The organism is Sphingomonas sp. SP6 (assembly GCF_058313435.1).
The window spans coordinates 43,964-67,268 of sequence record NZ_JBZFLG010000002.1 but is presented as its reverse complement, the minus strand read 5'-3'; the positions used below and the strand labels follow the sequence as shown (position 1 = coordinate 67,268).

Below are 23,305 nucleotides of genomic sequence, written 5' to 3'. Positions count from 1 at the left end.
CTGAACGATGAGGAGGACGACGTTGGACGAGGAGATCCACCGTGCGGCCGACGCAGCCCTCGCCCGCGGCGACGCCGCCGGCGCGATCGCGATGCTTGAACGGGGCCTCGCCACCGACCCGGAGGACTTCGCCGGCTGGATGAAGCTTGCCGCCCTTCGCCGTCACGCCGGATCGCCCGATGCGGCGCTCGACGCCGTCAACGCCGCGCTCGCCGTGCACCCCAACGATTTTTTCGGATTGCTGCTCAAGGGGAGCCTCCACGAGCAACTTGGCGACGCGACGCGCGCGGCCGAAGTCTATCGCGCGGTGCTGTTCCACGCGCCCGAGGACGGTGCGATGCCGCCCCCCGTCGCGGCCCAGCTCACGCGCGTGCGCAGCTTCCTCGCTCGGCACCGCGCCGAGCTGGAGGCGCAGTTGACCGACATCGCGCGGCTGGACCCTGTCCACCGCGATCGCGCGCGCCGCTTCGTCGAGAACGTGCTCGATCGACGGCCGGTGTACCGGCAGGAGCCGACCCATTATCGCTATCCGAACCTTCCGGATGTCGAATATTTCGACTTCGCCTACCCCGCGCTGCTCGACCGGCTCCGGGCGGCGGCGACCGACATCGCCGGCGAGTTCCGCCGACTTCTCGAGCGCCACGCCGATCGCCAGCGCCCCTACGTCGACTTCGCGCCGGGACAGCCGGTCGGGCAATGGTCCGCACTCAACCGCTCACCCGATTGGAACGCGCTTCACCTGATCCGCTATGGGCATCCGGACCCGGTCAACGCGGCCGCCTGTCCGAAGACGATGGCGGCGTTCGCCGGGGACGAGCAGGCGACCATCCCGGGGCTCGGCCCGAACCTCATGTTCTCGCTTCTTGCGCCGCACACGCACATTCCCCCGCACCACGGCGTGGCCAACTTCCGGGCGGTCTGCCACCTGCCGCTGATCGTCCCGGCCGGCTGCCGGTTCCGCGTCGGGGCGGAGACCCGTGCGTGGCGGCCAGGCGAGCCGTGGATCTTCGACGACACGATCGAGCATGAAGCGTGGAACGAGTCGGACGAGCTCCGCGTGGTGCTGATCGGCGATCTGTGGCGTCCGGAACTCGACGACCAGGATCGGATTGCGATCCGCGACTTCATGCGGGCGCAAGACGGCGTTGGGCGGCTCGGCGCGCTCTAGCGGACTGGCGAACAAGATCGGGATGTGGTAGCGCCGCCGCATTGCACAAATTAGGTCGAGACTGCTGATGACCTTGCGATTCTTCCTTCTCGTGGCCGCCGTCACCGCTCCCGTGGTCACATCGGCCCAGGCGCCGGTCGCCCCGTCGGCCCAGCCTGCGGCCAAGCCGATCAACAAGACCGATCGCGTCGTTTGTCGCACCGAGGACCAGATCGGCTCGCGGCTGGCCAAGCGCAAGATCTGCATGACCGTGGCCGAGTGGCGCGAGGTCGGCCGCCAATCAGGTGACTGGCTCGAACATAAGTCGACCTATCTCGGCAAGCCCGGCGGCGGCTGACGCGGGCTCAGGCGTAGCCGAGCCGTTCGATCCACGGGGCCAGGATGGGCTCGACCGATGCCAGCTGGCGCGCGTAGCGCCGCCAGCCGCCCGATCCGTCGTACAGTCCACGGCGGACCTGGCTGGTGCTCGCGGTCGAGACGCCCCGCCGTTCCGCGGTGCGGTCGAAGCGGCGCAGGTCTTCGCTCCACGGCACGCCCAGAAAGGCGCAGAGCGCCTGCGTCGTCGCGTCGAACTCGCGCACCAGCGTTTCGTAGCGCAGTTCGAATGCGTCGAGGCGCATGGTGGCGAGCGAACGCTCGATGATCCGCTGGGTGGCCGCATAGTGACGCGCGGTGCTCTGCAGCGTGGTGAAGGCGAGCGTTCCGGCGTTGAAGGCGAAACTGGTATGGAAGCAGCTCCATACGACGTCGCGCGGATCGCGCCGCATCAGCACGACCTTCGCGCCGGGAAACAGCTTCGCGATGGCGGGCAACCGTGCGCCCTTGAACGGATCCATGTCGACGAACAGCCGGCCGGCGAGGTCCGCTCCTGCCGCTTGCCGTGCCTTCGCCCAATAATCGTCGCGCAACGCCGTCAGCGCCGGCCCCTCGAGCGTGGCGAGGCGCGCGACTCCCCCGTCCTGCCCAAGGAACTGGCGATCGACCGAGGCCAGCGTCGGTCGTTCCTCGATCGCCACTGCACCGGGAAGGGTCGCGAGGATGTTCTCGACGAGAGTCGTCCCCGACCGGGGATAGCCGGTGAGGATGACATGGGTTCCGACGGGGGCCGACGCCGACGGAGGCGTGCTCCACAGCGCCGGATCGGTCGCCTCCACGCCGTCCGCGACCCGCTCGACGAAGCCGATCGCGCGCTGGCGCTCGTCGCCGAGGCGGGCGCTGTGGATCGCGTGGAATTGCGTCTGCGCGGCCGCATAGGCGGCGTAAGCGTCGTCGAACCTCTCCACACCCTGATAGGCGTCGCCAAGGAGGGTGCGGATCCCGACCAGCAGGTCCGAGCTCTCGTCGATCCGTCGGGGCACGGGCTCGAGCAGAGCGATCGCGTCATCATAGCGTGCGTCCTCGATCGCGACCAGCGCCAGCGCGCTGACCGCGGGAACGTTCGTCGGGTCGAGCCGCAACGCCTCGCCGGCGGACCGAAGCGCAGCCTCCCGGTCGCCGCGGCGGGCGTGGCCGGTCGCCAGCGCGGCGTGCGCCGCGGCGCTCGCGGGATCGAGCTTGAGCGTGTGCTCGAAGTCTCTCGCCGCGTCGGCCAGCGCGCCGCCCTTCTCGAACGTCGCGCCCCGCTCGAACCAGGCCGCGGCATAGCCGGGATCGAGCTCGATCGCCCGTTCGAACGAGCGGACCGCAGCGCTGAGCTGGCCCTGGCTGCGCTGGACCACGCCCAGCGCGAGATGGAGCGTTGCGTCCCCCTCCCAGCGTGCGAGCGCCCCGCGCAGCACCGCCTCGGCTTCATCGAAACGGCCGTCCTGCTCGTGCCGCCACGAGACGAGATTGTAGAGCAGCGGGTTCTCGACGCCGCGCTCCAGCGCGGTGGCGGCAAGTGCGGCGGCGGCCGGCAGGTCGTTGCGATCGAGCGCGTGTTCGATAGAGGCGAGTGGGTCCGACATGGCGCGGGTCTAGCGAGCGACGGGCGGGGATCAAGCGGCCGCTTCCGCTGCGGGTCTGCGGCCGCTAGGTTTCGATGATGAGCGAGCGCGAACGCCTCAGACGCCAGTTGCGCGATCCGGCGCCGCTGACCGCCGCCGCACTGTCCGACCTCGCGCTCGACGCACTCGACCTCGGCCTGTTCGAGGAGATCGTCGATCGGATCGAGGCGGCGATCGCTGCAGGCGCGGGGGGCGATGCGCGGTTGTGGCAAGTGCTGGGGCTGGCGCGGCGGGCGCTCCTCGACGGGGTAGAGGCGGAGACGGCGTTCGCGCGCGCGGCGGCGCTGGCACCGAACGATGCGCTGATCGCGCAGGGCCTGGCGCAGGCGACCTTAGAAGCCGGGCGTGCGGCGACCGCCGCCTACGCGCGCGCGCGCGCGCTGGCGCCGAACCACGCGGGCGTGATGCTGGGCCACGCCGCCGCGCTGGTCGCCGAGCGGCAGGGGACCGCCGCGGCGCGGTCGATTCGCGAGGTGCTTGAGGCGAACCCCGGCTGGCTCGAGGGCCATTCCGGCTACGCCCGGATCGTCGCGGCGGCGCGGCTGCCGCTCGACGGCACCGCGACGATCCGCGCAGCGCTGTCGCGGTTTCCCCGTGACGCTGCGCTCTGGCGCATGCTGTTGCGGCTTCTGCTCGAAGCGCGGCGTTACGACGAGGCGCGCGAGGCCGCCCGCGCCGCCGCGGCGCAGATCGGCGCGGCGGACGAATGGCGCGTGGCCGAGGCGATCGCGCTGAGCGAGGGTGGGGACGCCGCAGCGGCGCACCGGCTGTTCGCGTCGCTGCCCCCGCCCACGAGCCCGCGGGCCAAGGTCAATCCGCTCCGGACCCTGATCCGGCTCGGTCGGTACGACGAAGCGCTGGCGGTCGCCGGCGAGCCCGGGGCGGGCGTGGACGAAGCGGCGGTGTGGCCGTACCGCGCGTTGCTGTGGAGATTGACCGGCGACCCACGCTGGGCGTGGCTCGAGGGCGATCCGCGTCTGATCGGCGCCTACGACGTTCCGTTCTCCTCGTCCGAGCTCGCCGGGCTCGCACAGGTGCTCCGCGCCCTTCACGAATCCTCAGGCGAACTGACCGACCAATCGGTTCGTGGCGGCAGCCAGACCGACGGCCCGTTGCTGGCGCGGTGCGAGCCCGAGCTGCGCCGGCTGCGCGACGCGCTGCTGGACGCGGTCCGCTCGCACGTCGCGCAGCTGCCGCCACCGGTCGCGGGCCACCCGACCTTGGGCGTGCGCCGCGCGCCGCTGCGAATGGCGGGATCGTGGTCCGTCCGGCTGTCGAGCGCGGGGTTCCACGTAGATCACGTCCACCCGCAAGGTTGGCTCAGCTCGGCCTTCTACGTCGTTCTGCCTGACCATGCTCCAGGACACGAAGGCTGGCTCGCGTTCGGCGAGGCGCGCGATCTCGTCCCGACGCTCGAGGGGTTTAGGCTGGTCCAGCCTCGCGTCGGGCGGCTCGTGCTGTTTCCATCGACGATGTGGCACGGGACCCGCCCGTTCGCGGCGGGCGAGCGGATCACCGTGGCGTTCGACATCGCGCGCGCCTGACCGGCTTGTCCCGCGAGCGCGGGCTAGGCGACGGACAGCGCCAGCTTGCCGTCGCCTTCGTCGACCGTGATGGTCGCGCCGTCCTTGACCTCGCCGCGCAGGATCAGGTCGGCCAGCGGGTCTTGAAGGTAGCGCTGGACCGCACGCTTCAAGGGACGCGCGCCGTAGACCGGATCGTAGCCGACGCGCCCCAGCCACGCGCGCGCCGCATCGGTCAGCGCCAGCGTCACCTTGCGATCGGCGAGCAGGCGACCGACGCGGGCGACCTGGATGTCGACGATCGGCGCCATGTGCGCCTGCCCCAGCCGGTGGAACAGGATGACCTCGTCGAGCCGGTTGAGGAACTCCGGCCGAAAGTGCGCGCGGACGATCTCCATGACCTGCGGCTCGACCGCCTCGACATCCTGCCCCTCGTCGAGATTCGCCAGATATTGCGAGCCGAGGTTCGAGGTGAGGATGATCAGCGTGTTGGTGAAGTCGACCGTCCGCCCCTGGCCGTCGGTCAGCCGCCCGTCGTCGAGCACCTGGAGGAGGACGTTGAACACGTCGCCGTGGGCCTTCTCGACCTCGTCGAACAGCACGACCTGATAGGGCCGCCGCCTGACCGCCTCGGTCAGCACGCCGCCTTCCTCGTAACCGACATAGCCCGGAGGCGCGCCGATCAGCCGCGCGACGGCGTGCTTCTCCATGAACTCGCTCATGTCGATGCGGACCATCGCCGCGGGATCGTCGAACAGGAACTCGGCGAGCGCCTTGGTCAGCTCGGTCTTGCCGACGCCGGTCGGCCCCAGGAACAGGAAGCTGCCGAGCGGGCGGTTGGGGTCCTGCAACCCGGCACGCGCACGGCGGACGGCGGTGGAGACCGCCTTCACCGCGTCGGCCTGGCCGATGACGCGCTTGCCGATCACCTCCTCCATGCGGAGCAGCTTGTCGCGCTCGCCCTCCAGCATCCGGTCGACCGGAATGCCGGTCCAGCGGCTGACCACCCCGGCGATGTCGTCGGGAGTGACCTCCTCGCGGAGCATCGCGCCCTTGGTCGCGCCCTGCGCCTCGGCGAGCTGGCGTTCGAGCGCCGGGATGCGCCCGTAGGACAGCTCGCCCGCCTTGGCGAGATCGCCCGCGCGCTGCGCCTGCTCCAGTTCGAGCCGGGCGGCGTCGAGCTGTTCCTTGAGCTTGGCCTCGCCCGCGATCTTCTCCTTCTCGGCCTGCCAGCGCTGGGTCAGCTCGGCGGACTGCTGTTCGAGGTTCGCAAGCTCGCCCTCGATCTTCTCGAACCGGTCCTGGCTCGCCTCGTCGCTCTCGCGCCGCAGCCCCTCGCGCTCGATCTTGAGGCGCAGGATGCGGCGGTCGAGCGTCTCGATCTCCTCGGGCTTGGACTCGACTTCCATGCGGATGCGGCTCGCGGCCTCGTCCATCAGGTCGATCGCCTTGTCGGGGAGGAAGCGATCGGTGATGTAGCGGTTGCTGAGCGTCGCCGCCGAGACGAGCGCGCCGTCGGTGATGCGGACGCCGTGGTGAAGCTCGTACTTCTCCTTCAGCCCGCGCAGGATCGAGATCGTGTCCTCGACCGTCGGCTCGCCGACGAAGACGGGTTGGAACCGCCGCTGGAGCGCGGGGTCCTTCTCGACGTGCTTGCGATATTCGTCGAGCGTGGTCGCGCCGACGCAGTGAAGCTCGCCGCGCGCGAGCGCGGGCTTCAGGAGGTTGCCCGCATCCATCGCGCCTTCGGATTTGCCCGCGCCGATCAGCGTGTGCATCTCGTCGATGAACAGGATGATCTGGCCTTCCGCGCCCTTCACCTCGTCGATGACGCCCTTGAGCCGCTCCTCGAATTCGCCGCGATATTTCGCGCCCGCGATCAGGCTGCCCATGTCGAGCGCCATCAGCGTCTTGTCCTTGAGCCCGTCGGGCACGTCGCCGTTGGCGATGCGCAGCGCCAGGCCCTCGACGATCGCGGTCTTGCCGACGCCCGGCTCGCCGATCAGGACCGGGTTGTTCTTGGTCCGCCGGGCGAGGACCTGGATCGTGCGACGGATCTCTTCGTCGCGGCCGATCACCGGATCGAGCTTGCCGTCGCGCGCGGCCTCGGTCAGGTCGCGGGCGAACTTCTTGAGCGCGTCGTAGCGGTCCTCGGCGCTGGCGGTGTCTGCGGTGCGGCCGCCGCGCAGCTGGACGATCGCCGCGTTGAGCGCTTCCGCCTTCACGCCCGCAGCGGCGAGCGCACGGCCCGCGGCCGTGGTGGTGGCGAGCGCGAGCGCGAGGAGCAGGCGTTCGACGGTGACGTAGCTGTCGCCGGCCTTTTGCGCGACCTGCTCGGCGGTATCGAGCACGCGGACCGCATCGTTGTTCAGCCCCGGCGTCGACTGCGCGCCCGATCCGGTCACCGCCGGCAGCTTCGCGAGCGCCGCGTCGGTCTCGCTCACCGCCCGGCGCGCGTCGCCGCCCGCGGCCTGGATCAGCCCGGCGGCCATTCCCTGTTCGTCCTCGAGCAGCGCCTTGAGGAGATGCTCCGGCGTGATCTGCTGATGGCTCATGCGGATCGCGACGGTCTGCGCCGATTGGAGGAAGCCCTTGGCGCGATCGGTGAATCGTTCGAGGTTCATGGTCGTCCCTGATTGTCTGCCGCGGAGATGGTGTTGTATTTGGGCAACACAAGGGTCCGCCGTCGACATTGTTGCGCACGACTGGCAAGATGAACGCAGCCATTTTGAGCGCGATTGCTTCGAAAGGCCACGGACCGTCCATGACCATGCCACCTGACTGCGATCCCGCCGTTCTCGGGCGGCTGCGCGCCCTGATCGACGAGGCGCTGTCGCTGTCCGACGCTCAGCAGCTCCACGGCGTCGGCATCGCGCTCGACACCGCGCGGCTGGGTGTCGCATCGGCGCTGTCCCAGGTCCGGGGTGATCGTCTCGCCGATCGATCCCCGCTTGTCGCGCGAGCGGGCGGGCCGACCCCAACCGGCGCCAACCCGCCCGAAGTCGGCTAGGCCGCGGTGGCCATCCTGCCGCCCCATGGTGGAGCGCCGGAGCCCGGTCCGGTCGCCCGAACGCCGCCGCGATTCGACGATCTCACGCCCCGCGAGCGTCAGTGCCTGCGGCTCGTCGCCGAGTTCAAGACGTCGAAGGAGATCGAGCGGGAACTCGGCATCGCCAAGAGCACGGTCGACGGCTACCTCGCGGACGCGGTGCGCAAGCTGGAGGCGCGGGACCGCCGTCACGCGGCGCTATTGCTCACCGGGCACGAGGGGCGGCCCCCCCAAGCAGAATCGGGGGGTGATCCGGCAGGGGTGGCCGCGGTGGCGGTCCACGTCGCAATCCCGCGGTCGCAGGGATGGCCGGACGACTGGCGTTCGGTCCTGCCCCTGCGACGCAAGGACGCCCGTCACAATCCGCTCCCTCCGCAGCAGCGCCTCCTGTGGATCGTGCTGCTGGCCTTGGGGATGATGATCGGCTTCGGCATGCTCGCCACCGGGCTCGCCGCGTTGACCGATGTCGTCCTGACGGCGGTCCGGCTGGTGTGGAGGTGATCCACCGCCCTTGCGTCCCCTTCCACGGAGACGCTTCATGGCCAACACCGACCTCACCGCCGCGGACGACGTCGCCCGCATCCTCCACGACCTCGAGCTCCAGATCGACCTCGCCTACGAGCGCGCGGGCGAGCTCGCCGCCGCGCTGCCCCGCGCCCGCCGCGAGAACAAGCTGTCGGCGGTGGTCGGCCAGCCGGTGTTCGCGCATCTCGCCCAGTCGATGGGCGCGATCGGCGAGGCGCGCGGCCATCTGGTCGCGATGCACCGCTCGATCGAGGCGGTCGCCAAGGCCACCGGCATCGAGGTCCGCGCCTGGGGCGACGAGCATCCCAAGCCGCCGGTCACCAACGCGGACGCCGGCGCACCCCGCCTCAGCGTGGCCGCCTGATCGTGGGGAGGGAGGCGTGCGCCGAAGGGGACGGGGATGAACGTCGTCATCTTCAATCTCGTCCTCGCCCTGGTCTGCGGCTATGCGCTGTGGCGCGGCGGCGCCCCCGAGCGGATCGTCGCGCTGCTGTTCGCGGCGGCGGCGGCGATGACCTATCTGTCGATGTACGGCTACGCCTTCCGCGCGGTGAGCGAATCGTATCTGCTGCTGGATCTTGCGCTGTTCGTGGCGGTGGCGGCACTGTCGCTCTGGGCGGATCGGTTCTGGCCGATGTGGGTGGCGGCGTTGCAGCTGGTGGTGCTGGCGGCGCACGGGGTGCGCGCGTCGCACCCGGAGCTGCTGCCGTTCATCTACTACGTCGCGACCGCCAAGCTTGCCTATCCGATGATCCTGATGCTGGCGGTGGGTACGATCCGGCACCGCGAGCGGCTCGCGCGCTGGGGATCGGACCTCGACTGGAGCCGATGGCATGACCGATCAGCCGCTCCATAGTCGGCGGAGCGACCTGGTCTCGCTGCGGGTCGCGTTCGGCACGGTCCGGCCCGCAGCTCCGGGAGCGGAGGCGCGCGCGCTCGACGCGGCGCGGTTCGAGATCGAGGCCCGTCGCCGCCGCCGCCGCGTGTTCGGCGAAGACGAGGAGCTGCTCGGCGACCCGATCTGGGACGCGCTGCTCGAGCTGTTCGTCGCCCAGGCGGACGGACGCTCGGTCTCGACCACCTCGCTGGTGCTGGCGATGCATCTGCCCGCCTCGACCGGGCTGCGCTGGGTCGATCACATGGAGGAGCGGGGGCTGCTGACCCGGACGGTCGACGAGCGCGACCGCCGACGCTGCCTCATCCTCCCGACCGAGGACGCGCGGTCGCTGGTGATCCAGTCGCTGGAGCCGCTGTGGGGCGCGCGAGTGGGGTGAGCGCGCTCGACAGCCGGTCGACGCAGGTCTAGGCGGCCCCGGCGTAAACCGGGGGGAATCATGGCAGTGTTCAAAGGCGGCAAGGACCGCGACGACACGTTCGCGGGCGGCGCGCGCGCAGACACCTTCTGGTTCGATCCCCTCGACCTCAACGGCGGCGACAGCATCGTCGGCGGGGATGGGAAAGCGATCGACACGCTGCGGTTCACGACCGCGGGCGCGATCGGCGTCTCCACGCTCCTGCACGTCTCCGGGATCGAGCGGATCCAGCTGGCGGACGGGAGCGCGAACAGCCTGGTGCTGACCGACGCCTTCGTGTCGACCGCCAACGGCGGCCGCGTCCAGGTGCTGGGCGGCGCGAGCGACGACTTCGTCTATGCGCCTGGCCTGGCCGGCGCCGATGCGCTCGACTTCGTCTCAAACGGCGGCATCGACAGTGTCTTCACGGGGAGCGGCGACGACACCTTCACCTTCGATCTCGGGAACCTTGACGCGGACGACACGGTGGTCGCCACGTCCGGCGACGACATGGTGCGGCTGACCGGCGCGGGTGCGGTCACCGCCGCCATGCTGGCCGGTATGCGCGGGATCGATGCCATCGTGCTCGGCGACGGCGGTGTGTCGGTGACGCTGAACGACGCGGTGGTGCTCGCATCCGATGATCGCGCGATGACGGTGACCGGCGGCGCGGCGGCCGACCGGATCGACGCCAGCACCGCAGCGGGCTTCGGGGTGGGGGGCCTTAACGCCTTGATCCTTTCCGGTGGTGCGGGGGATGACGTGATCCTGGGCGGGATCGCCTACACCCAGGTGATCGACGGGGGGGCGGGGTCGGACACGATCGTCGCTCCGGTCGGCTCGGTGGTCTATGATGCGTTCGACGTCTCGGCGACCTCGTCGGGCGGCGCGCTCCTGATCCGCGCCGCGGCGTCGGTCGACCTCACGCGCGACGACGACCAGACGCTCGGGGACGCCAACGTCGTCACCGGCTTCGCGACGGCCGACGCCTCGGCGAGCAAGGGATCCGTTTCGTTGACCGGCGGAGCGGGCGACACGCTGATCGGCGGCGCGGGACGCGACACGATCACGGGCGGGAGCGTCATCGCGGGAGGGCGCGGCGCCGACACGTTGACCGGCGTCAGCGGCACGAGGTTCATCCTCCAGGACAGCGATTACGCGCGCGGCGAAGTGATCCGGGGCGATCACAGCCTGCTCCAGGCGTTCGGCACGAACGATCTGCGCCTCGGCACCATCGCAGGCGTCACCGGCATCTCGTTCGGTGATTTCGGCCATCAAGGCGGCCACCACCTCACCGCCTTCTCCTCGCAACTCGCGGACGTGACGGCGATCTTCGGCTATGGCGGGCTGTTGACCGTGATCATGGACAAGCCGGGCACGGTCCTGCCGCTGTTCACCTACGACGGGGGCAGCACGGTCTCGATCGACGTCACCGGCACGAAGGGGAACGACACGATCGCGGGCCACTTCCGCGAGGTCCACGCCGGCGCCGGCAACGACATCGTCGCGGCGGCGGGTTCCGTCTATGGCGAGGACGGGAACGACCGGATCACCAGCCACCTGTCGACGATCGGGACACTCTCCGGCGGCGCCGGCGCCGACACGCTGATCGCGACCACCGATTATTACGATTATTTCTACAGCAAGGAGGTCGTGATCGACCTCTCGCACGCGAGCAACCAGATCAAGTACGGCGCGCTGGTCATGACGGGGTTCGAGAACGTCGATCTGAGCGGCGTGTTCGCTTATTACGACATGTCGGTGACGCTGCGCGGCAACGATGACGCCAACCTGCTGACCGGATCGGGGAACGGCGACGTGATCAGCGGCGGCGGCGGTGATGACGTGATCGACGGCGGCGCAAATGGCGACAAGCTGATCGGCGGCGCGGGTGCGGACCATTTCGTCTGGTCGGCGCTCCTCGGCCAGTTCGACGATGGCATTCCCGATCTGCTCGCCGATTTCACCTCCGGTGAGGACACGCTCGTGTTCGCCCGGAAGGATGGCTACGGCAACGCCGCCTTCGACTTCAACGGCGCGCATTTCGACACACTGGTCGAAGCCGACAGCGCGTCGACCGACCTGAAGGGCGCCGATCTGGTGCTTTATACCGCCGGGAAGCTTGGCGGCGTCGACCAGCTGGCGACCTGGCTTGAGGCCAACGGAACAGCGGCGGCGGGTGAGGGGCTGTTCGTGGTCGCCGAGAACGACGCGCACCACAGCGTGCTTTATTTCGTTCCGGACCCGACTGCTTGGGACGTCCTCTATTCCACCGTCGCCGTCGCGGACCTGGGGGCGATCGCTCCCACCCAGGTCTCGCTTTCCGACTTCGCTTTCATCTAAGCGACAGCATCGGCTAGGCAGGCGGGCGGTGCGGGGGTCTCCCGCGTCGTCCGCTTCGCCAAGGATGCCTTCTCCCGATGCTCCGTTTCCCCGTCGCGCTGCTCGCCGCCACCGCCTTCGTCTCGCCCGCGCTCGCCCAGGTGGCGCCCAGGCCCGCGCCGGTCGCCGAACTGGTCAAGGCGATCGACATCCCGTTCGAGACCTTCACGCTGGCGAACGGGCTGCGCGTCGTGGTCCATACCGATCGCAAGGCTCCCGTCGTCGCGGTCAGCGTGTGGTACGACGTCGGCTCGAAGAACGAGCCCGCGGGCAAGACCGGGTTCGCGCACCTGTTCGAGCATCTGATGTTCAACGGCAGCGAGAATGCGCCGGGCGACTTCTTCCAGCCGCTCAAGGAGGTCGGCGCGACCGACCTCAACGGCTCGACCTATTTCGATCGCACCAATTACTATGAGACGGTGCCGACCGCCGCGCTCGACCGCGCGCTGTTCCTCGAGAGCGACCGGATGGGGCATCTGACCGGCGCGATCACGCAGGCCGTGCTCGACGAGCAGCGCGGCGTCGTCCAGAACGAGAAGCGGCAGGGCGACAATCAGCCCTACGGCCTGCTCCAGTACAAGCTGATCGAGGGACTGTTCCCCAAGGGTCATCCCTACGGCCACACGACGATCGGCTCGATGGCCGATCTCGACAAGGCGAGCCTGGCGGACGTGAAGGGCTGGTTCCGCGACCATTACGGGCCGAACAACGCGGTGCTCGTCCTTGCCGGAGACATCGACGCGCGAACCGCCAGACCGCTGGTCGAGAGGTATTTCGGCGCGATCCCGCGCGGAGCCAAGAACGCGCTGCCCGCCGCGCCCGTCCCGACGCTGCCCGCGCCGGTGAACGACGTGATGAAGGACCGCGTCGCGGCGACCTTGGTGATGCGCGCCTGGGCGGTGCCGGGGATGAAGAGCGACGACGCGAACGCGCTCGACGTCGCCGCCTCCGTGCTGGGCGGGCTCGCCAGTTCGCGGCTCGACAATGCGCTGGTCAAGCGGGACAAGCTCGCGGTCCAGGTGTCGGCGGAGAACGAGACCTTCTCGCAGCTCGGCATGTTCTCGGTGACGATGATCGTCCGCCCCGGCGTTGACGTCGCGACCGCGACGCGGCGGCTCGACGCGGTGATCGCCGACCTCGTCGCCAAGGGCCCCACCGCGGACGAGGTCCAGCGCGCGCTCACGACGCAGGTGTCGCGGAATCTGTCGGGGCTCGAGTCGGTCGGCGGCGGCGGGGGCAAGGCGGTCGCGCTCGCCGAGGGCGAACTCTATGCGGACGATCCGGGCTTCTACAAGAAGGAGCTGGCCGAGACCGCCGCGCAGACGCCCGCGACCGTCACCGCGGCGCTCAGGCGCTGGCTGTCGCGCCCGGCCTACGGCCTGACGATCGTGCCGGGCGAGCGCGACCGATACGACGAGGCGATCGCGCCGGCCGCCGCGGCGGTGACCGCGGCGCCCGAGCCGACGGTCAAGGGCACGCGCGGCGCGATTCCCGGGGTCGGCGCGCCGTCGTCGCTCAGCTTCCCCAAGGTCGAGCGCGCGCGGCTGTCGAACGGGATCGAACTCGTCTATGCCCGCCGCGCCGTGGTGCCGCAGACGCAATTGGTCGTGAGCTTCGATGCCGGCACGGCGGCGGACGTGCGGGGCAGGCTCGGCACCCAGGCGTTGACGCTGGCGATGCTCGACGAGGGGACCGGCCCGCTCAACTCGGTCCAGATCGCGGAGGCGAAGGAACGGCTCGGTGCGGACATCGGCACCAGCTCGTCGCAGGACCGGACCACCGTGTCGCTGCGCACTCCGAGCGCCAATCTCGCGGGCGCGCTGGCACTGTTCGCCGACATCGTCCGCCGTCCCGCCTTTCCCGACGCCGAGCTGGCGCGCGTCCGCGATCAGCAGCTCGCCGGCATCGCGCAGGAGCTGACCGACCCCGAGGAACTCGCCGCGCGCGTGCTGCCGCCGCTGATCTACGGCGCGAACAGCCCCTACGCCAAGGCGTCCGGCAGCGGCGATCCGGCGGCGGTCGCCAAGCTGACCCGCGCCGATCTGATCGCGTTCCAGCAGGCGTGGCTGCGTCCCGACAAGGCGAAGGTGTTCGTCGTCAGCGACCGTCCGCTCGCCGAGGTGCAGGCGGCGTTGGAGCGAGCGTTCGGCGACTGGACGGGCGTCGGCGCGGCGGGGACCAAGCGCTTCGCCGATCCGGGCGCGCCGTCGGCCCCCAAGATCGTGCTGGTCGACCGGCCCGATTCGCCCCAGTCGCTGATCCTGGCGGGCGCGCCGACGCCGCTGGTGGGCACCGACGATCTGCTGGCGGCGCTGACCGCCAACGACGCGCTCGGCGGCGACTTCACCGCGCGGATCAACATGGACCTGCGCGAGGCGCGGCACTGGTCTTACGGCGCCTACGGCGTGTTCCGCCGCGCCGAGCAGGCGACGCCCTATTGGATCAGCGCACCCGTGCAGGCGGACAAGACCGGCGCGTCGATCGCGTCGCTGCGCGACGACATCGCCGGGTTCGTCGGCGCGAAGCCGATGACGCAGGCCGAATACACGCTGAGCGTCGAGGGTTCCGTCCGCGAACTCGCCGGTCAGTTCGAGACATCGGGCGCCGTGCTCCAGGCGATGCAGACCAACGATCTCTACCGCCGCCCCGACGATTATTACGCCACGCTGGCGGCGAGATACCGGATGCTGACGCGACCCGCGGTCGACGCCGCGGCCAAGGCGGCGATCGACCCCGGACGGTTCGTGTGGGTGGTGGTCGGCGACGCGAAGGTGGTGCGGCCCCAGCTTGACTCGCTCGGGCTCCCGGTCGAGGTCGTGCCCGCGGCGTCCGTGGCGGGCGCCTCTCAGGAGAGCAAGTGATGGCCGATGTCGACGGCACCTACGACGTGGTGGTGAAGAGCCCGCTTGGCGACCAGAAGTCGACGCTGACGGTGCGCAGCGACGGTTCGAACTTCTCGGGCACGAACGCGGGGGCGACCGGATCGGACGACGTCTCCGGCCAGGTTTCGGGCAACACGCTGACTTGGAAGCAGTCGATCACCGTGCCGATGCCGATGACGCTCGACATGACCGCGACGGTCGAGGGCGATTCGATCAGCGGCACGGTCGGCGCGGGCGCGTTCGGCAGCTTTCCGCTGACGGGAACGCGCGTCGCGTGAGCCTTTCTCCCCTTCCGCTTGCGGGAGGGGAGCCTATTCCGCCGCGATCTGCGCGGGCGGCGCGACGGCGTCCGCCATCGCCTCCGCGATCGCGCGTTCCAGACCGACGAGCGTGTAGGGCTTGCGCAGGACATGGCGGCCGCCGAAGTCGCCGCCTTCCCCCGCGAACCCGGTGACGTAGAGCACGCCGACATGCGCGTGGCGGGGATCGAGCGCGGCGATCATCTCCGGGCCGGTGCAGCTGGGCATCAGCACGTCGGTCACGATCAGGTCGATCGCCGGTCCGGAATCGAGCAGCGCGGGGGCGGCGAGCGGATCGTCGCAGGCGACGACGGCGTGGCCGAGCTCCTCGAGCGCGCCGACCGTCGCCGCCAACACGCGGGGATCGTCTTCGACCACCAGCACCGACAGCGGCCCGCTCGCGACCGCGACCGGCGCCGCGGCGGGCACCAGCTCAAGCGCCGGCGCGGCGGCGAGGTCGCGCGGCAGGACGAGGGTGATGGTGCTGCCGACCCCGGGAGTCGATTCGATGCGGACGTCGCCGCCCTGCTGACGGACGAAGCCGAAGATCTGGCTGAGGCCGAGCCCGGTGCCCTTGCCGATCGCCTTGGTGGTGAAGAACGGTTCGAATGCCCGCTCGATCACCTCGGGGGCCATGCCGCAGCCGGTGTCGGTGACCGCGAGCGTCAGATAGTCGCCGGCGCCGCATCCGCCCCGATCGTCCTCGCCCAGCGTCGCCGCGGCCGCCGCGATCGTCAGCACGCCGCGCCCGTCCATCGCGTCGCGCGCATTGACCGCGAGGTTGAGGACGGTGTTCTCGAGCTGGACGCGATCGGCCCGGACGTGCCAGCCCCGGCTCTCGTCGACGACCTCGACCACCACGCCGTCCCCGAGCGTGCGATCGAGCAGATCGCGCATCCCGGCGATCAGGTCGCTCAGCGCGATCGGTTCGGGATTGATCGCCTCCTCGCGGGCGAAGGCGAGCAGGCGGCGGGTGAGCGCGGCGGCGCGGTTCGCGCCCTCGGTCGCGCTCTCGATGTGGCGGACGACATCGGCCGATCCGGCGCGGGCGCCGCGCTGCGCCAGCTCCAGCCCGCCGATCACGACCGCGAGCATGTTGTTGAAGTCGTGCGCGATGCCGCCGGTCAGCTGGCCGACCGCCTCCATCTTCTGGACCTGTCGCAGCCGCGCCTCCTGGGTCCGCAGCGTCTCGGTCGCCTCGGCGACGGCGCGGGCGAGGTCCTCGGCGCGCTCGCGCTCGGAATCGGCCTCGGCCTGGGCGATGGCGCGCTCGCGGGTGGCGTGGACCGTCAGCCAGCCGAGCACGATCGCGGCGAGCGCGAGCGCAGCGCCGAAGATCGACAGCACCCGCGCCGCGCGGGTCGAGCTCGCGACCGTCCCCATCGCCACCGCGGTGCGGGCGTTGAGCAGGGTCCGCTCGCGGTCGCCGATCGCGTCGAGGAGGCCGTTGAGCTCGACCAGCACCGGCGCCTTGCCCGCGGCGTAATAGAGCGACAGCGCCTGGTTGTTCTTGCCGTAGTTGGTCGAGAGCGCGGTGAGCGACAGCTCCTTGCCGCGCGTCTCATAGGCGCGGCGCAGCCGATCGATCCGGCGCTGCTGCTCGGGGCTGTCGAACGTCAGTTGGTCGAGCCGGTCGATCTGGTCGCCGGCGAGTTGCCAGTCGTCATAGTAGAGCCGCCCGAGCTGCCGATCCCCCGAGATGACGTACCGCCCGAGCGACGCCTCCGAGCGCGCGATCGTCCCCGACAGCGTGCGCGCGAGCACCATCACGTCGTAGCTGTGGCTCTGCAGGCGAAGCGCGCGGTCGCGCTGGCGGTTCGCCTCGCCCAGGGTCGTCATCAGCGCCACGAGCACCGCGACGCCGAGCAGCGCCACCACCACGAGCGTGATGGTGCGCCAGGCCGCCGCCAGGCCCCCACGGGGCGTCGCGCCCTCGATACCGTCCACGCGCGAAAGGTAGCTCACCAAACGACTCGTGAAAAGGTGCGGTTACAAAAGCGTTATCGGATCACCCCGGTGGCGCGTCCCGCCGCCGCGAACATCGCGATCACCCGCTCGATCTGCTCGGGCGTATGCTCGGCGCAGACCGAACAGCGCAGCAGGAAGACGCCGGTCGGGGTGGCCGGCGGACGCGCGACGTTGACGTACAAGCCGCCTTCCAAGAGCGCCTGCCACATGCGGACGGCCTGGTCCTGATCGTCGAGCAGCACCGCGACGATCGCCGATTGCGGCTCCTCGGTCGACAGGCTGAAGCCCAGCGCCTTGAGCCCGGCGTGAAGCCGGCGGACGTTCGCCCACAGCCGCGTGCGCTTGTCGGTCGCGGTCATGAGCTTGCGGATCGAGGCCGTCGCGGTCGCGACCACGGCGGGCGGCAGGCTGGCGGTGAAGATATAGGGGCGACAGACGAAGCGCAGAATTTCGAATTGCGGATGGTTCGAGACGCAGAACCCGCCGACCGTGCCGACCGATTTGGAGAAGGTGCCGACGACGAAGTCGACCTCCGCCTCCAGCCCCTGCTCCTCGTACACGCCGCGGCCATGCTCGCCGAAGAAGCCCATCGAGTGCGCCTCGTCGACCAGCACCATGCAGCCGTGTTTCTTCGCGACCGCGACCATCTCGCGTAAGGGCGCGACGTCGCCGAGCATCGAATAGACGCCTTCGAGCACGACGAGCTTGCCCGGCTCCTTGGGCAGCCGGCCGAGGCGCTTGTCGAGGTCCTTGACCGAATTGTGGCGGAAGCGCACGACTTCGGCATTGCCCATCGCGCAGCCGTCGTAGATCGAGGCGTGGCTGTCGGCGTCGAGGATGATGTACTCGCCGCGCCCGGCGATCGCCGAGATGATCCCCAGGTTCGCCTGATAGCCGGTCGAGAAGACGATCGCGCCCGCCATGCCGTAGAAGTCGCGCAGCGCCGCCTCGACCTCGACGTGGTCGTGGAAGGTGCCGTTGAGCGCGCGGCTGCCGTTGGTGCCGGTGCCGAAGCGGTCGTAGGCCGCCTTGCCGGCGGCGATCACGTCGGCGTCAAACGTCATTCCCATGTAATTGTAGGTGCCGAGCAGGATCGTCTCGCGGCCCTTGATGACGGCGAGGGTCGGAGACTTCACTTCCTCCATCACGATCCCGAACGGATCGCGCGCGCCGCTGTCGAGCAGCGCCTGGCGCTCGGCGACCAATGGCGCGAACTTGTCGAACAGATCGCGCTCGGGCGCGATCGCCGGCGGATCGAGCGGGAGCGCTTCGGGCTGGAGGCCGGTTTCGGTCATGGGGTCAGGGTTCCAAATCCCGTTGGTGTCGAGCGCAGTCGAGACACAGGATCCCTCGACGTCGCTCGGGACGAACGGATTACGCCTTCAACTTCGCCACGGCGTCGGCGAGCTGGCCGACGGTCTCGATCTCGGCCTGCATGTTCATCGTGATGATGATGTCGAACTCGTCCTCGATCGCCGCGACGAAATCCATGACCGTCAGCGAATCCCATTCCAGATCGCGCTGGAAGCTGGTCGCCTCGGTGATCGCCACGCCCTTCTTGTTGAACGGTTCGATCTGGCGCGTGATCGTGTCGAGGATGGAGGCGCGGTCGCTCATGGGACAGTCCTTGGCCGGAGAATGCGGCGGGACCGGGGCTATAGCAGGCCGTTCGCGCGATACCATGCGGCCGTGGCGGCGAGACCGTCGTCGAGGGCGATACGGGGACGCCAGAGCGCCGCGGGCGGGCGCTTGGCGGGATCGGCGGTCCAGTCCGGGTGCGAGAGGTAGCCGACGCGGTCGAGCGTCAGCTTCGCGCGCGCCCCCCGAAGCCGCATGTCGGCGCGCGCGGCAAGACGGAGCGCCGCCTTGGGAACGTGCGCCGCCCGCACCCGCCGCCCGACGGCGCGGCCGATCGCCTGCGCGAGCTCGGCATGGGTGACGCCGCGACCGCCGTCGTCCGCTTCCAGGATCGTCTTCGGCCCGCCCTCGGTCGCGAGCGTCAGCAGCAGGCGGGCGAGGTCCTCCACCGCGATCAGCGACACTTGGCCCCGCGGCGGCAGGAGCATGACGCCGCGGCTCGCCATCCTGAACATCTCGCGGAACTCGGTGTCGCGCGGGCCATAGACGCCGGTCGGACGGACGATCGTCCAGTCGGCGGCGCTCGCCTCGACCAGCCGCTCGCCCTGCGCTTTCGACCAGCCATAGGCGGAGAGCTGCGGCTCGCGCGCGGCGAGCGAGGAGACGTGGACGAACCGGCGCGGTCCGCTCGCCGCGAGGATCGCGCGGGTGCCCGCGATGTTGGCGTCGGCGAAGCCTTTCCGCGATGCGTTCACGGACCCCGCGACGTGAACCACCGCGTCGCTGCCTGCGACGAGTTCGGCGAGCGCGGCGTCGTCCGACAGCGCGCCCGCGATCCAGGTCACCCCCGCGCGTTCGCGCTGCGGGCGTCGCGCGAGGGCACGGACCGCGTGCCCCGCCGCCAGCGCCTGATCGAGCAGGTGGCTGCCGACGAACCCGGTGGCGCCGGTCACCGCCAGGATCATACGAGCACCATGTGGTTGCGGTGGACCAGCGCGGTGCGCGGCGCGTGGCCGAGGATCGCGGCCTGTTCGTCGCTGCGCCGACCGAGGAGTCGGCGGACGTCGGCGGCGTCATATTCGGAAAGGCCCCGCGCCACCGCGCCGTCGGGGCCGGCGAGCGTGACCAGATCGCCGCGCGCGAACCGTCCCTCGACCGCGGTCGCCCCGGCCGCGAGCAGGCTGGCGCCGCTTCGGAGCGCGGCGGCAGCGCCGGCGTCGACGGTGATCGTGCCTTTGGCGGCCAGCCGCCCCGCCAGCCAGGCCTGACGAGCCGGCGAGACCCGGCCGGGGGCGAACAGCGTGTGCCGTGCCTCGGCCGAGAGAGGACGGTCGATGCGGCCGTTCGCGATCGCCAGCGCGATCCCGGCGTCCGCCGCGATCCGCGCCGCGGCGAGCTTCGACGCCATCCCGCCCGATCCCATCCCCGAAGCCGAGCCCGTATCCGCCATCGCCAGCGTCGCCGCGTCGACCCGCACGACATGCGGGACGTGGACCGCGCCGGGCAGTGCGGGATTGCGGTCGTACAGGCCGTCGACGTCGGACAGCAGCACGACGCCGTTCGCGCCCGCTGCCTGCGCGACGCGGGCGGCGAGGCGATCATTGTCGCCGAAGCGGATCTCCTCGGTCGCGACGCTGTCGTTCTCGTTGAGGATCGGCGCGACGCCCAGCGTCAGCAGCCGATCGAGCGTGGCGGCGGCGTTGAGGTAGCGGCGGCGGTCCTCGAGGTCGTCGAGCGTGACCAGCATCTGCGCGGCGGTCAGCCCCTCGCCGCCGAGCACCTCCGCCCAGGTGCGGGCGAGCGCGATCTGGCCGACGGCGGCCGCCGCCTGCGCGTCCTCCAGGCTCGCCCGTCCGCCCTTCGCCAGCGCCAGCCGCCGCGCACCGAGCGCGATCGCGCCCGAGGAGACGATGGCGACCTGCTGTCCCTTGCGGCTGCGGGCGGCGATGTCGCGCGCCACCCCCTCCAACCAGCCTCGCCGAACCGCGCCGTCCGGATCGACGAGCAGCGCCGAGCCGATCTTCACGATCAGCCGCGGGCAGGAGGCGGGCGGGAACAGCATCCGCTGGAGCGTTAGCCCGGAGCCGCTCGGCGGAACAAGCTGCCCCCTGGTGCTTGCAGCCGGCGAAGTGTTGCGCCGCAGCAACGGCTGCGTCTGTCACACGGCTGTCACCGAAGTGTCGCCGATCCTTCGCGTAATTAAATTAGGTGGGTGCCGGGTCCGGTCAGAGACCGCCATTTAGGGAAACAGCATGTTGTACCGCGTCACGGCGAGTTCGCTCGCCGCGCTTTCGTTCGCCCTCGCCTCCAGCGCCTTCGCGCAGGATGCCGCCGCGCCGCAGCCGACCACCGACGCCGCCGCTCCGGCCGCGACCGCCGATGCGAGCGAGTCCGGCATCCAGGACGTCGTCGTCACCGCGCTCCGCCGCGAGACCAACCTCCAGAAGACGCCGATCGCGATTTCGGTGATCACGCCCGAGACGATCAAGGATCGCCACGTCCAGAGCCTGCTCGATCTTGCGGACGGCGCGGTGCCGTCGCTCCGGGTCGCGACGTTCGAGGCGCGCCAGTCGGCGCTGACGGTCGGGATCCGCGGCATCGTGCCGTTCGACGCCAACCAGACCGCGCGCGACCAGGGCGTCGGCGTCTATATCGACGGCGTCTATCTGGGCCGCCAGCAGGGCCTCAACGCGGCGCTGTTCGACGTCCAGCGGATCGAGGTGCTGCGCGGGCCGCAGGGCACGCTGTTCGGCCGCAACACCGAGGGCGGCGCGGTCAGCATCACCACGGTGCAGCCGTCGAACGAGTTCAGCGCGCGCGTACTGGGCGGGATCGCCAATTACGGCGGCTACAACGGCGAGGGGCACATCAACCTGCCGATCACCGACACGCTGGCGGTGAAGTTCGACGGCGTCGTCCAGCATCAGGGCGCGCTGGTCGACAACCCGCTCGACGGCAATGAGGGCTGGGGATATTATCACCGCGTCGGCGGCCGCGTGTCGGCGAAGTGGGAGCCGATCGACGGCCTCACGATCACCGGCTCGTACGACCGCTCGCGCGACGAGAACACGCCGTTCTACAGCCAGCTGATCGACTACAACCCGCGCGGTCTGCCGGTCGCGACGCTGGCGCAGATCAACGCGAACGGCGGCAAGCTGCCGTCGGGCACGATCGCCCCGCTGTCGCCGCTGGTGGTGGTGAGCGGCGACAAGCGGATGGACACGGCCGATATCGGCGTGCCGCAGCAGCTCTCCGTCGATGACGCCGAGGGCTATTCGGCGACGATCAAGTACAAGGTGTCACCCGCGCTCGAGCTGCGCTCGATCACCGCATGGCGCGGCGTCAACACCGCGCAGTGGGACAATTCGGGCGGCGCGCACCGCACCGTGTTCCTGCCCAATGCGAAGTTCAGCCGCTATTCGCTGTCCGATCTGGTCCAGAACCAGTTCAGCCAGGAGTTCCAGGCGGTCGGCAGCATCCCCCAGCTCGATTACGTCGCGGGGCTCTACTATTTGAACGAGCATGCGTTCGAGGCTGCGGCGACGCCGTCGAGCAATCAGTGGAATGCGGACGGCAGCGCCTACACCGTGCTGAGCCCCAGCGTCACCGGGCCGATCACCTCGTCGAACCAGGGCTGGGATCGCGATTCGCGCTTCGTCCAGCGCGCCAGCCGCGCCAAGGCGAAGAGCTACGCCGCGTTCGCGCAGGCGACCTTCACGCCCGATGCGTTCGACACGCTGCACCTGACGGTCGGCGGGCGGTACACCAAGGACAAGCGCGACGGTGTGCTGTTCACCGTCCAGGGCAAGCCCACCGATTTCGGCTTCAAGTACGACGCCGACCGGTTCGATCCGATGGTGACGCTGGCCTATGACGCGGCGCCGGGGATCAACCTCTACGCCAAGTACGCGACGGGCTACCGCGCGGGCGGCGCCAACGACCGGTCGCAGACCTTCGCCTCGTTCGGCGCGGAGACGGTGAAGTCCTACGAGATCGGGGCCAAGACCGAGTTCCTCGACCGCCGCGTCCGGCTGAACCTCGCGGGCTATATCATGGACCGCAAGGGCACCCAGATCGACTTCGACAACGTCGACACCAACCCGAACAGCCCGACCTTCAACCTCCACACCGAAGAGACCCGCAACGCGCCGGGCACCTCGCGCATCCGCGGCGTCGAGGCCGAGCTGACCGTCCGGGCGACCGACGCGCTGACGCTGGGGGCGGGCTATGCCTACACCTACACCCACGTGCCGGCGACGCCGAACCCGTTCCTGAACAATGCGCTGTACCAGGTGTACGTCGTCTATACGCCGCCGAGCGCGGCGAACGCCTACCTCGACTACGTGCTGCCGATCGCGTTCCGCGACGGGAAGGTGCGGTTCCACATCGACGGCAACTATGCCGACGCGCAGTACAGCTTCCAGAACGAGCCGGTGAAGACCGAGAGTTCGTTCATCGTCAACGGCCGCCTCGCGCTCGCCGACTTCTCGATGACCGACAGCGCCAAGGCGACCGTGTCGGTGTGGACGCGCAACCTGTTCGACGAGACGCACATCTACCGCCGCTCGAACGCGAACGCGCTGGTGCTGGGCGACTACGCCAACTTCAACCCGCCGCGGACCTTCGGCCTGGAGGTCAGCGTCGCGATGTGACG

19 protein-coding genes are annotated in these 23,305 nt (G+C 70.2%); 12 read left to right on the top strand and 7 right to left on the bottom strand.

Features of this window, described 5'->3' with window-relative positions:
* The first annotated feature begins 22 nt into the window (after window positions 1-22).
* Both AC4GYY_RS06055 and AC4GYY_RS06050 read left to right on the top strand, forming a co-directional pair.
* On the top strand, window positions 23-1,168 hold the full coding sequence (locus AC4GYY_RS06055) for an aspartyl/asparaginyl beta-hydroxylase domain-containing protein (protein WP_491119368.1): 1,146 nt from the start codon (window positions 23-25) through the stop codon (window positions 1,166-1,168).
* 91 nt (window positions 1,169-1,259) lie between these two features.
* Window positions 1,260-1,505 carry a hypothetical protein gene (locus AC4GYY_RS06050; RefSeq protein WP_491119367.1) on the top strand — a complete coding sequence of 82 codons (246 nt, stop codon included), beginning with the start codon at window positions 1,260-1,262 and terminating at the stop codon, window positions 1,503-1,505.
* A 7-nt stretch (window positions 1,506-1,512) separates the two neighbouring features.
* On the opposite strand, the gene AC4GYY_RS06045 is transcribed toward AC4GYY_RS06050, so the two are convergent.
* Window positions 1,513-3,114, bottom strand: coding sequence for a tetratricopeptide repeat-containing sulfotransferase family protein (locus tag AC4GYY_RS06045; protein WP_491119366.1), 1,602 nt, complete (start codon window positions 3,112-3,114; stop codon window positions 1,513-1,515).
* A gap of 77 nt (window positions 3,115-3,191) precedes the next feature.
* On the opposite strand from AC4GYY_RS06045, the gene AC4GYY_RS06040 reads away from it, so the two are divergent.
* Window positions 3,192-4,697 (top strand): putative 2OG-Fe(II) oxygenase, encoded by a 1,506-nt coding sequence (locus AC4GYY_RS06040; RefSeq protein WP_491119365.1) that lies wholly within the window; start codon window positions 3,192-3,194, stop codon window positions 4,695-4,697.
* Between the two features lie 23 nt (window positions 4,698-4,720).
* Here the strand turns inward: AC4GYY_RS06040 and clpB are convergent, their stop codons facing one another.
* Window positions 4,721-7,300: an ATP-dependent chaperone ClpB gene (gene clpB / locus AC4GYY_RS06035; protein WP_491119364.1), complete on the bottom strand. Its 2,580-nt coding sequence runs from the start codon at window positions 7,298-7,300 to the stop codon at window positions 4,721-4,723.
* A 140-nt stretch (window positions 7,301-7,440) separates the two neighbouring features.
* Between clpB and AC4GYY_RS06030 the strand changes: the two genes are divergently transcribed.
* The 8 genes from AC4GYY_RS06030 to AC4GYY_RS05995 all read left to right on the top strand — a co-directional run bounded on the left by AC4GYY_RS06030 (window position 7,441) and on the right by AC4GYY_RS05995 (window position 15,084).
* Window positions 7,441-7,686: a hypothetical protein gene (locus AC4GYY_RS06030; protein ID WP_491119363.1), complete on the top strand. Its 246-nt coding sequence runs from the start codon at window positions 7,441-7,443 to the stop codon at window positions 7,684-7,686.
* Window positions 7,687-7,692: 6 nt separating this feature from the next.
* On the top strand, window positions 7,693-8,226 hold the full coding sequence (locus AC4GYY_RS06025; protein ID WP_491119362.1) for a helix-turn-helix domain-containing protein: 534 nt from the start codon (window positions 7,693-7,695) through the stop codon (window positions 8,224-8,226).
* Window positions 8,227-8,263: 37 nt separating this feature from the next.
* Entirely contained in the window at window positions 8,264-8,614 is a 351-nt protein-coding gene (locus AC4GYY_RS06020; RefSeq protein ID WP_491119361.1) for a hypothetical protein, read from the top strand.
* Between the two features lie 36 nt (window positions 8,615-8,650).
* Window positions 8,651-9,106 carry a hypothetical protein gene (locus tag AC4GYY_RS06015; protein WP_491119360.1) on the top strand — a complete coding sequence of 152 codons (456 nt, stop codon included), beginning with the start codon at window positions 8,651-8,653 and terminating at the stop codon, window positions 9,104-9,106.
* Window positions 9,084-9,524: a hypothetical protein gene (locus tag AC4GYY_RS06010; protein WP_491119359.1), complete on the top strand. Its 441-nt coding sequence runs from the start codon at window positions 9,084-9,086 to the stop codon at window positions 9,522-9,524. The genes AC4GYY_RS06015 and AC4GYY_RS06010 overlap by 23 nt, the downstream gene beginning before the upstream one ends.
* 60 nt (window positions 9,525-9,584) lie before the next feature.
* The gene (locus AC4GYY_RS06005; protein WP_491119358.1) at window positions 9,585-11,885 is read left to right on the top strand and encodes a hypothetical protein; all 2,301 of its coding nucleotides are present in this window, start codon (window positions 9,585-9,587) and stop codon (window positions 11,883-11,885) included.
* Between the two features lie 77 nt (window positions 11,886-11,962).
* Window positions 11,963-14,785, top strand: coding sequence for a M16 family metallopeptidase (locus tag AC4GYY_RS06000; RefSeq protein WP_491119357.1), 2,823 nt, complete (start codon window positions 11,963-11,965; stop codon window positions 14,783-14,785).
* The gene (locus AC4GYY_RS05995) at window positions 14,785-15,084 is read left to right on the top strand and encodes a hypothetical protein (protein ID WP_491119356.1); all 300 of its coding nucleotides are present in this window, start codon (window positions 14,785-14,787) and stop codon (window positions 15,082-15,084) included. Before AC4GYY_RS06000 ends, AC4GYY_RS05995 begins: the two co-directional genes overlap by 1 nt.
* A 33-nt stretch (window positions 15,085-15,117) precedes the next feature.
* On the opposite strand, the gene AC4GYY_RS05990 is transcribed toward AC4GYY_RS05995, so the two are convergent.
* The 5 genes from AC4GYY_RS05990 to proB form a co-directional block, all read right to left on the bottom strand.
* Window positions 15,118-17,052: an ATP-binding protein gene (locus tag AC4GYY_RS05990; protein WP_491119355.1), complete on the bottom strand. Its 1,935-nt coding sequence runs from the start codon at window positions 17,050-17,052 to the stop codon at window positions 15,118-15,120.
* 53 nt (window positions 17,053-17,105) lie between these two features.
* Window positions 17,106-18,368: a serine palmitoyltransferase gene (spt, locus tag AC4GYY_RS05985; protein WP_491119354.1), complete on the bottom strand. Its 1,263-nt coding sequence runs from the start codon at window positions 18,366-18,368 to the stop codon at window positions 17,106-17,108.
* Between the two features lie 79 nt (window positions 18,369-18,447).
* Window positions 18,448-18,690 carry an acyl carrier protein gene (locus AC4GYY_RS05980; protein ID WP_491119353.1) on the bottom strand — a complete coding sequence of 81 codons (243 nt, stop codon included), beginning with the start codon at window positions 18,688-18,690 and terminating at the stop codon, window positions 18,448-18,450.
* A gap of 38 nt (window positions 18,691-18,728) precedes the next feature.
* A complete protein-coding gene (locus AC4GYY_RS05975) occupies window positions 18,729-19,616 on the bottom strand; it encodes an NAD-dependent epimerase/dehydratase family protein (RefSeq protein WP_491119352.1) in 888 nt (295 codons plus the stop codon).
* A complete protein-coding gene (gene proB / locus AC4GYY_RS05970) occupies window positions 19,613-20,713 on the bottom strand; it encodes a glutamate 5-kinase (RefSeq protein ID WP_491119351.1) in 1,101 nt (366 codons plus the stop codon). Before proB ends, AC4GYY_RS05975 begins: the two co-directional genes overlap by 4 nt.
* A gap of 190 nt (window positions 20,714-20,903) precedes the next feature.
* Between proB and AC4GYY_RS05965 the strand changes: the two genes are divergently transcribed.
* Window positions 20,904-23,303, top strand: coding sequence for a TonB-dependent receptor (locus AC4GYY_RS05965; protein ID WP_491119350.1), 2,400 nt, complete (start codon window positions 20,904-20,906; stop codon window positions 23,301-23,303).
* The last annotated feature ends 2 nt before the right edge of the window (window positions 23,304-23,305 follow it).